Below are 7,631 nucleotides of genomic sequence, written 5' to 3' on the forward strand. Positions count from 1 at the left end.
TCATTTCAGCTGTATAGTCAGCCCAAAGGGCAAAAGCATCGGTTCTTGCATGACGGTAGGAATGAGAAGAGAGTTTGTAGCGGCGGGGACGGTAAATGATGTTGATCTGGTCGTGGGCAGACAGAAAACGCTGCGCCTGGCGTGGCGACTTGAACCGGCCCATTATTTTCTCCCGCTTTCTCGTCGGTCGGTGAGAGTTTTCGATACTGTTGTTCAAACCCTTGTGAGCTCGGTGGTCCGCTTCAGGAGTAAGGGCTTTGACCGGCTTGGTGTAACTTCGCAATTTATCCGTCACAACGACCCGTGGTTCACCAAACTGCTTGACCAACTTCTCGAAAAAACGGTTGGCAGCCTTAGCGTTCTGGCGCGGTTGAACCAGAATATCGAGGCCGTCACCATCGCCGTCAATCGCGCGCCAGAGCCAGTATTCCACCCCGGCGATGGTAATCACAGCCTCATCAAGGTGCCACTTATCGTTCGGCCTCGGTCGATCCCTGCGGATGCAGTCGGCAAAATGACGACCAAAGCGGTTGACCCACGATCGCACGGTTTCCCGACTGACAACAACACCGCGCTCAGCAAGAAGATCTTCCACATCTGCTGTGCTCATCGCAAAACGGTGGTACGCCCAGACGGCATAGGCGACGACCTCACGAGGAAAACGAAAGCCTTTCAGGCGCGCAAACGAATTCGGTATCTTCATTCAGCCTCTATACCAGCACGCGTGCGCTCAAACAACTTGGCGATACCAGCAATTGGACTACGATCTCCAGGCCTGCCAGCGGATGACACCGGGCGTCGTGGTGGGCTGCATAAAAAGTTTTGAAAAAATTTAGATTATAAAAAACAGAAGTTTGGGGTAGGTTCTCGCTTCGTTTTTCAGGCATTTCCCCAGCCAACTGTTGTAATGAACCGGGTGTTTGTTAGGGTCTAGCCACTTTTTAGCTGATGGGCGCGCGCCATTTACATAGTTCATCGAAGCTCCAATCGCTTTATCGATCCTTTTGCGGCCATCTTGAGCTGCATCTGCGCGTCTTTTGCCGCCGGATCTGGCACCCGGCCTAAACCTGTTAGGCCTTTTTGCCTCCATTTGTGCTTCACAGCACTTCATCGCCGGATCTGAAACTAAGCAGTTCTGTTTTGCGTTGCCCTTACATGGGAGGCGTATGAGCGCGTGCGCGCCGCGGCTCGCTTGGGCCGTTTCAAACCGACCACAAAGGGGATTGATTTCATGCAGTCTGAACAGTTGGCGACAAATGCCGAACTGCAACTGGACGAACAGACCTATGGCCTGGATCCGACAGAGGACCGGGAAACCGACCTTTACCGCGTCGAATACATCATGGCCTTTGTCGAAAAGTGGGATGAACTCATCGACTGGGAGGCGCGGGCTGACAGCGAAGGTCAGTTTTTCATGGACGTGTTGCGCGCCCGAGGTAAGGAAAGTGTTCTGGACGTCGCCACCGGCACAGGCTTCCACTCGGTCCGCCTGACCAGATCCGGATTCAATGTCACCTCTGCGGACGGCTCTGCCGCGATGCTGGCCAAAGCATTTGAAAACGGTCAAAAGCGCGGCATGATCCTGAAAACCGTCCAAGCGGATTGGCGCTGGCTCAATCGTGACATTCAGGGCAAATACGACGCTATCATTTGTCTCGGCAATTCCTTCACACATCTGCATCAAGAAAGCGACCGTCGCAGGGCTCTGGCAGAATTCTATGCGGCGCTGAAGCACGACGGAATCCTGATAATTGATCAGCGCAATTACGATGCAATGCTCGACAATAAGGACTATTCCAACAAACACAAATACTACTATGCTGGTGAGAAAGTGCGGGCGGAGCCGGAGTATCTTGACGAAGGTCTCGCACGCTTCAAATACAGCTTTCCTGATGGTGCCGAATTCACTCTCAACATGTGTCCGGTGCGCAAGAACTACATGCGCAAGCTATTGTCAGAGGCCGGTTTCGAGCGCGTCCGCACCTATGGCGACTTTCAAGAAACCTTTGCTGACAGCGCACCCGATTTTTTTATCCATATCGCGGAGAAGTCCAGCCTGCATCTTGCGCGCTGGGGCGGGGCCCAGCTTGAAGAGGGTAAGCAGGATATTCGGGAGATTGCGGAGTCTTACTACGACAGTGATGATGCGGACACTTTCTACAGCATTGTCTGGGGTGGTCAGGATCTACATATTGGACTTTACGACACAACCAGCGATATCCGGGAGGCGTCAGACCTCACCATTGATGAAATGGTCAATATACTGCCCAACCTGGACGCAAACGCCACGGTGCTTGACATTGGCTCAGGTTACGGCGGCGCAATGCGTAAGGTGGTCAAGGAAGCTGGTTGTGAAGCGATTTGCCTGAACATTTCGGATGTCCAGAATGACACCAATCGGCATCGCAATGTTCAACAGGGTTTCAAGGACAAAATTCGCGTCGTTCACGGGGCCTTTGAGGACATACCGGAAAAAGCCGAAAGCGTTGAGATCGTCTGGAGCCAGGATGCAATTTTGCACTCTGATCAACGCGAGCAGGTTCTAAAGGAAGTATATCGCGTTCTGAAACCGGGCGGCTACTTCATTTTTACCGATCCAATGCAGGCGGATGATGCCGACCCTGCAGCACTTCAACCCGTTTATGATCGCTTGCAGCTCAACAGCTTGGGCTCATTCCGCTTCTATCGCGAAGCGGCGATGGCGCTTGGTTTCCAGATCTCCAACCAGCGAGATATGACCCATCAGCTTAGGAAGCACTACCACAGAGTCCGCGGAGAACTACTAGCCAACTACGATCGGCTGCGCAACGAAGGGGCATCAGCAGAATATCTCGACAAGATGGCAGCGGGTCTCCAGAACTGGGTCGACAGCGCGGATACCGGTCAACTGGCCTGGGGAATCCAGCTGTTCCGGAAGCCCGAGTAATCTCCAAGGTATCGCCAAGTTGTTTAGAGCTTTGAGTTTCTGTATATGCTACCCATGCTCTGTCTTGACATTTTACCTGCCCTAAAGGGCTATCGCTTTCCACGTAGTATCATTGGCTAGGCCGTCTGGACCTATCACAGTTTTGCAATGAGCCTCCGTGATGTTGAAGATCTTCTGGCAGCACGGGGAGTTGTACTTTCCTACGAAACGATCCGGGACTGGGTGAATAAATTCGGGCATGTCTTTGCCGGTAAAATCAGGCGGGACCGGCCTGCGCCCAATGATAACTGGCACTTAGATGAGGTTTTGGTCAAAATCCATGGCGTCACTTATTGGCTGTGGCGTGCGGTAGACCGGAATGGTGATGTTCTCGACATTTTTGTTGCAATCTGGACGAAACACAAAAGCAGCCAAGCGCTTCTTTTATAAGCTTTTCAAACGCTGGGGCATGCCTCGCGTATTGGTCACGGACAAGCTTGGCTCTTATGGTGCTGCGAAAAAAGAGATCGCCTCAGATTTGGAGCACCGCCAGCACAAAGGCTTGAACAACCGGGCAGAAGCCTCTCATCGCCATATGCGACGACGTGAAAAGGTTATGGGCCGTTTCAAATCTCCACGACATGCTCAGAGATTTCTATCTGTTCACGATCAAGTGGCTGCTCTCTTCCGCCCCAAACGCCACCGTCTTTCTGCCGCCTCATATCACCATGCGCGCGCTGATGCGTTCCGCTTGTGGAGCGACTACACGGCAGAATTGTGCGCATAAAGAACCTTTTAGCACCTTCTAACATTTAGATCAAAATAACCTGACAAAGCCATTCGTGCTTAACCAAAAACAGCAACACTGGAAAGGATCACCCGCAAAAGTTCTGTTTGCCGAGAGATATCCCCCTTGGAGAAGATTGAACGCAAGTGTGTGCGAGCTGTGTTTTTGGAGATGTTGAGCGTGCTGGCTGCATCATCGAGTGTTTTGCCAGCAGTGAGCAGGCAGGCGACCTCGGCTTCAGCAGAGGTCATGGCAAACAGTTTACGCAAAGCCAGCTTTTCGATCGGGGTGGAGTGATCAGGATCGCGGAGAATGATTACTGTCGCAACATCCTTATTCGACGTACCCTGAGCTCCTGTGCGTTTTATCAATATTCCAAGATCTCTTTTGTTAGAGGATCTACGTACAATGAGTGGTAACGAATCTTCGTGCTCTTCTTCAGGCTCAGGCCGGGCGCGCAAACAGGATTGCAAGTGTGTGTTTGTCTGCGGATCGTTGGCGGCAAGATTGGAACGAATGCGCATCAACCCATCTTTGGCGTCCAAAATGTCCTGCGCGATCTTGTTGGTCTGTAAAATCTTGCCGTGCTTGTTCAAGAAGATGGTTCCCACCGCCAGCCGGTCCAGGGTTGCAACATAAAAGCCATGCTCCACCTGCACACGCTGTTGCTGCTTTGCCAGGTTGTAGGCACGGCATAAATGGCGCAGCAGATCGGAGGCGGTCTGCTCAATCAGGTCATTTTTCACGCTCAAACCATGCAGATAAAGCCGGTATTGGCTGTCTGAGGTCGTACCATGTGTGATGATCGCATCGCAGGAGTTGGTCGACTTTTGCAGCTCAGCATTGTGGGTGGCCGTGTAAAACACCTGCCGGTCGCGTTGATGGCCTTCGAGGGATTGAATCTCCAAAACCAGCCAGCGGGCCTGAAGGACGGTGCGAATGATTTCCAGTACATGTTCGACGGAGCCGTCATTGCTCAAAATCTCATAGGTTTTCTCAACCGCGTCCAACTTCCGGCCTGTCAATGTATCTGTATGCGTCATGTCTCCCCCCATAACAGTGCAGTAACCTCCCTGGTTCGCTGCGTCAGATTGACGAATTTGTACAGTTATGACCAATAATAGACAATCCGTCAAATATTGGGCACTGCGTATAAAATTCGTCATATATTACAGGAAAGAGTCACTCCGAATCATCCTCATGGGTGAGGTTTGTAGCAGCAAACGCGGCCATACTCGCAGTTTCATTGGCCAATAAATGCTAGTCAAAGGATCTTTTATGCTTGATGCAGTCATTGTTTCGTATGCCAGAACTCCGGTAGGCAAGGCTTATAAGGGCGCTTACAACAACACGGAGGCCCCTTTGCTGTCAGGTCATGTGGTCCGCGAGGCGCTCAACAGAGCTGGTCTTTCCGGCGAGCAGGTCAGTGATGTGGTGATGGGCTGCTCTGCACAGCAAGGCACGCAGGGCTATAACATTGGTCGGTTGAGTGCGGCGGCAGCGGGCCTGCCCCATTGCGTGCCGGGCATGAGTGTGGATCGGATGTGTTCTTCCTCGCTGATGGCAATCTCAATCGCAGCGCGTCAGATCACCTTTGATGGCATGGAGTGTGTGGTTGCTGGGGGGGTGGAATCCATTTCCCTCACCCAAAATCAGCACAAGAACACCTACCGGTCCCGCTCTGTAGCGGTGACCGCGCAATCCCAGCACATGTATATGCCCATGATCGAAACAGGTGAGATTGTTGCCAAACGCTACAACATCACCCGGCAGGATCAGGATGAGTTTGCGCTGCAAAGTTATAACCGGACATTAGAAGCACAAGAGGCAAGCCGGTTTGACAAAGAGCTGGCTCCCCTTGCCACCTCCAAACGGATTGATGGGGAAGAAACCACCTATGAAACGGTGACGCTGACTCGCGATGAAGGGGTGCGCAAAACCAGTCTCGACCGGCTCACTGGGTTGCCCTGTGTCTATTCAGGGGGCGAGGTTATCAAGTCCGGGGAACATGTGACGGCGGGCAACTCCTCCCAATTGTCGGATGGGGCCGCGGCACTGGTTTTGATGAGCTCAAAAGCCGCCAGCCAAAACAGTCTCAAGCCACTGGGGGCCCTGATCGGTGTCAGCACGGTGGGCGTTGCGCCGGAGGAGATGGGCATAGGGCCTGCATTGGCGGTGCCTGCTCTGCTTAAAAAGCACGGTTTGAAAATACAGGACATTGGCCTTTGGGAGCTGAACGAGGCGTTTGCATCGCAAGCCCTTTACTGCCAAAAAGTTTTACAGATAGACCCTGAGCTGATGAATGTGGATGGCGGGGCCATTGCGATTGGTCACCCGTTTGGCATGACAGGTGCGCGACTGGCTGGGCACGTGCTGGCAGAGGGGCAGCGGCGTCAAGTGCGCTATGGGGTTGTTACAATGTGCGTTGGCGGCGGCATGGGTGTTGCTGGCCTATTTGAAATCTACCAGTAACTAGTGCTAGTGATAGGGTTCATTTGAATGTCGGGGATTGTTGATGGTGAACGGTGAACTTGAAGACCATGCCTTATCTGAGGGGGAGCTGTCGAACGAAGAAAGGCGGCCAGACACTTTGCGCAATGCGCTCATGCGGGATCAGATTCTGGATACCGCCGCGCATATGTTCGATGAAATCGGCTATGAAAAATGCGGTATCGCCAGTATCGCCAAGGAGCTGAATATCGGGCGCTCCACCATCTACTACTATTTCAAGGGTAAAGATGAAATTCTGGCAGATCTCATCGAGAAAGAAGCCCTTGAGCCGTCTTTGCGGCTGGAGCAGATTGCAACTGATAAAGACCAGACACCGTCCAGCCGATTGCGATCGGTTATCACAGACGGGGTTGTGCGCCGACTGACCAGCGGCGACAGGTTTGAGCTTCTGGCCCGGCTTGAAACCCAGATTCCAAAACGGCTGCTCGTGAACTACAACATATCCCGCCGGGCCATTTTTGATTTTCACGTGCGCTGCATCAAAGAGGGCATTGCCTGTGGTGAGTTTCGCGATGTGGACTGCAAGGTGACAGCCTTTGCGATCATTGGCATGGTGAACTGGACATTGCGCTGGTACCAGAGCAGCGGCCGTCTGGAGCCGCAAGAGATTGCTGAAATTATAGCAGATTATGCTCTGGCAGGGCTTTATACCAGCGCGCGAGTGCAACAGAACCAGACCAAGGCGCGTGATTATGTCGATAATATGCGCAAGGATCTGGACGCGATGGCCCTATTACTTCGATAAAGCTCATGATTTGGCCTTTAACAACCGTCTCCATCATCCAATTGCATGATGTTTATCTATGTGATCCTACGTAATCTGCTAGTTCTAGAGTGCACCGCTTATTAAAACGCCTCTCTTCAGGGTGAGGCACGGCGAGTTGTGGGAGGGACTATGCTCTATGAATTTGGGGTTATTATAGTTCGTGGCGTGGCGATCGGATCCTTGTTCGCCATCATCGCGATGAGCTTTAACATTGTTCACAATGCCACGCGCATATTGAATTTTGCGCAAGGCAATATTTTCATTCTTGGCGGCTTTGCCGTTTACTTTCTGGCGCAAAACAGCGGCCTACTGCATTGGGGGCTGATGGCGATTGTGGCCGGGTTTATCATTGCAGGGTTTTCGGCGGCCCAAGGCTGGCTCACACTGTGGCCGCTGCGCGAGGATAGCGCCAGCCAGGACAGCTGGATGATTTCAACCGTCTCAGTATCAGTGATAATTGCGGCTGTTTTGATGCTGGTTTATGGCCCGTTTGCCTATGCGGTGCGCGATCCGCTGCCAAAAATAAACCTGTTCGGTGTCACCACGCCCGGCGCATTTTTTGCTGCAATTCTGGCCATGTTCGTTTGCTACGGATTTTTGCAATGGTTTTTGAAGAAAACCCTGTCCGGGCTGGCGATCAGTGCACTCTCGCAAGATTATGA

The 7,631-nt window shown here is 52.4% G+C and carries 5 protein-coding genes and 2 pseudogenes; 5 read left to right on the plus strand and 2 right to left on the minus strand.

The window, feature by feature from the left end:
• Positions 1–703, minus strand: a 703-nt coding sequence (locus PPL9_RS05445; RefSeq protein ID WP_057461751.1) for an IS6 family transposase, incomplete at its 3' end; no start/stop codon positions are given.
• Between the two features lie 528 nt (positions 704–1,231).
• On the opposite strand from PPL9_RS05445, the gene PPL9_RS05455 reads away from it, so the two are divergent.
• Both PPL9_RS05455 and PPL9_RS05460 read left to right on the plus strand, forming a co-directional pair.
• Positions 1,232–2,926: a methyltransferase domain-containing protein gene (locus PPL9_RS05455; RefSeq protein WP_057461772.1), complete on the plus strand. Its 1,695-nt coding sequence runs from the start codon at positions 1,232–1,234 to the stop codon at positions 2,924–2,926.
• Between the two features lie 54 nt (positions 2,927–2,980).
• Positions 2,981–3,692, plus strand: a pseudogene (locus PPL9_RS05460) (IS6 family transposase).
• A 59-nt stretch (positions 3,693–3,751) separates the two neighbouring features.
• On the opposite strand, the gene PPL9_RS05465 reads toward PPL9_RS05460, so the two are convergent.
• The gene (locus PPL9_RS05465; protein ID WP_057461753.1) at positions 3,752–4,735 is read right to left on the minus strand and encodes a LuxR C-terminal-related transcriptional regulator; all 984 of its coding nucleotides are present in this window, start codon (positions 4,733–4,735) and stop codon (positions 3,752–3,754) included.
• 235 nt (positions 4,736–4,970) lie between these two features.
• Here PPL9_RS05465 and PPL9_RS05470 point away from each other — a divergent pair, with 235 nt between their 5' ends.
• From PPL9_RS05470 to PPL9_RS05480, 3 genes and pseudogenes are all read left to right on the plus strand, one after another.
• On the plus strand, positions 4,971–6,164 hold the full coding sequence (locus PPL9_RS05470) for a thiolase family protein (protein ID WP_057461754.1): 1,194 nt from the start codon (positions 4,971–4,973) through the stop codon (positions 6,162–6,164).
• Positions 6,165–6,207: 43 nt separating this feature from the next.
• Positions 6,208–6,948, plus strand: a complete 741-nt coding sequence (locus PPL9_RS05475) for a TetR/AcrR family transcriptional regulator (protein ID WP_057461755.1) — start codon at positions 6,208–6,210, stop codon at positions 6,946–6,948.
• 150 nt (positions 6,949–7,098) lie between these two features.
• Positions 7,099–7,631, plus strand: a pseudogene (locus tag PPL9_RS05480) (branched-chain amino acid ABC transporter permease); the annotation flags it as partial.

It is taken from the genome of Pseudovibrio sp. POLY-S9 (genome assembly GCF_001431305.1).
In the GTDB taxonomy this organism is placed as follows: Bacteria; Pseudomonadota; Alphaproteobacteria; order Rhizobiales; family Stappiaceae; genus Pseudovibrio.

What these genes read in the sequence shown, in the direction of transcription:
- PPL9_RS05455 (WP_057461772.1), top strand. Translation starts at nt 1,232, where the DNA reads ATGCAGTCTGAACAGTTGGCGACAAATGCCGAACTGCAACTGGACGAA.
- PPL9_RS05465 (WP_057461753.1), bottom strand. Translation starts at nt 4,735, where the DNA reads ATGACGCATACAGATACATTGACAGGCCGGAAGTTGGACGCGGTTGAG.
- PPL9_RS05470 (WP_057461754.1), top strand. Translation starts at nt 4,971, where the DNA reads ATGCTTGATGCAGTCATTGTTTCGTATGCCAGAACTCCGGTAGGCAAG.
- PPL9_RS05475 (WP_057461755.1), top strand. Translation starts at nt 6,208, where the DNA reads ATGGTGAACGGTGAACTTGAAGACCATGCCTTATCTGAGGGGGAGCTG.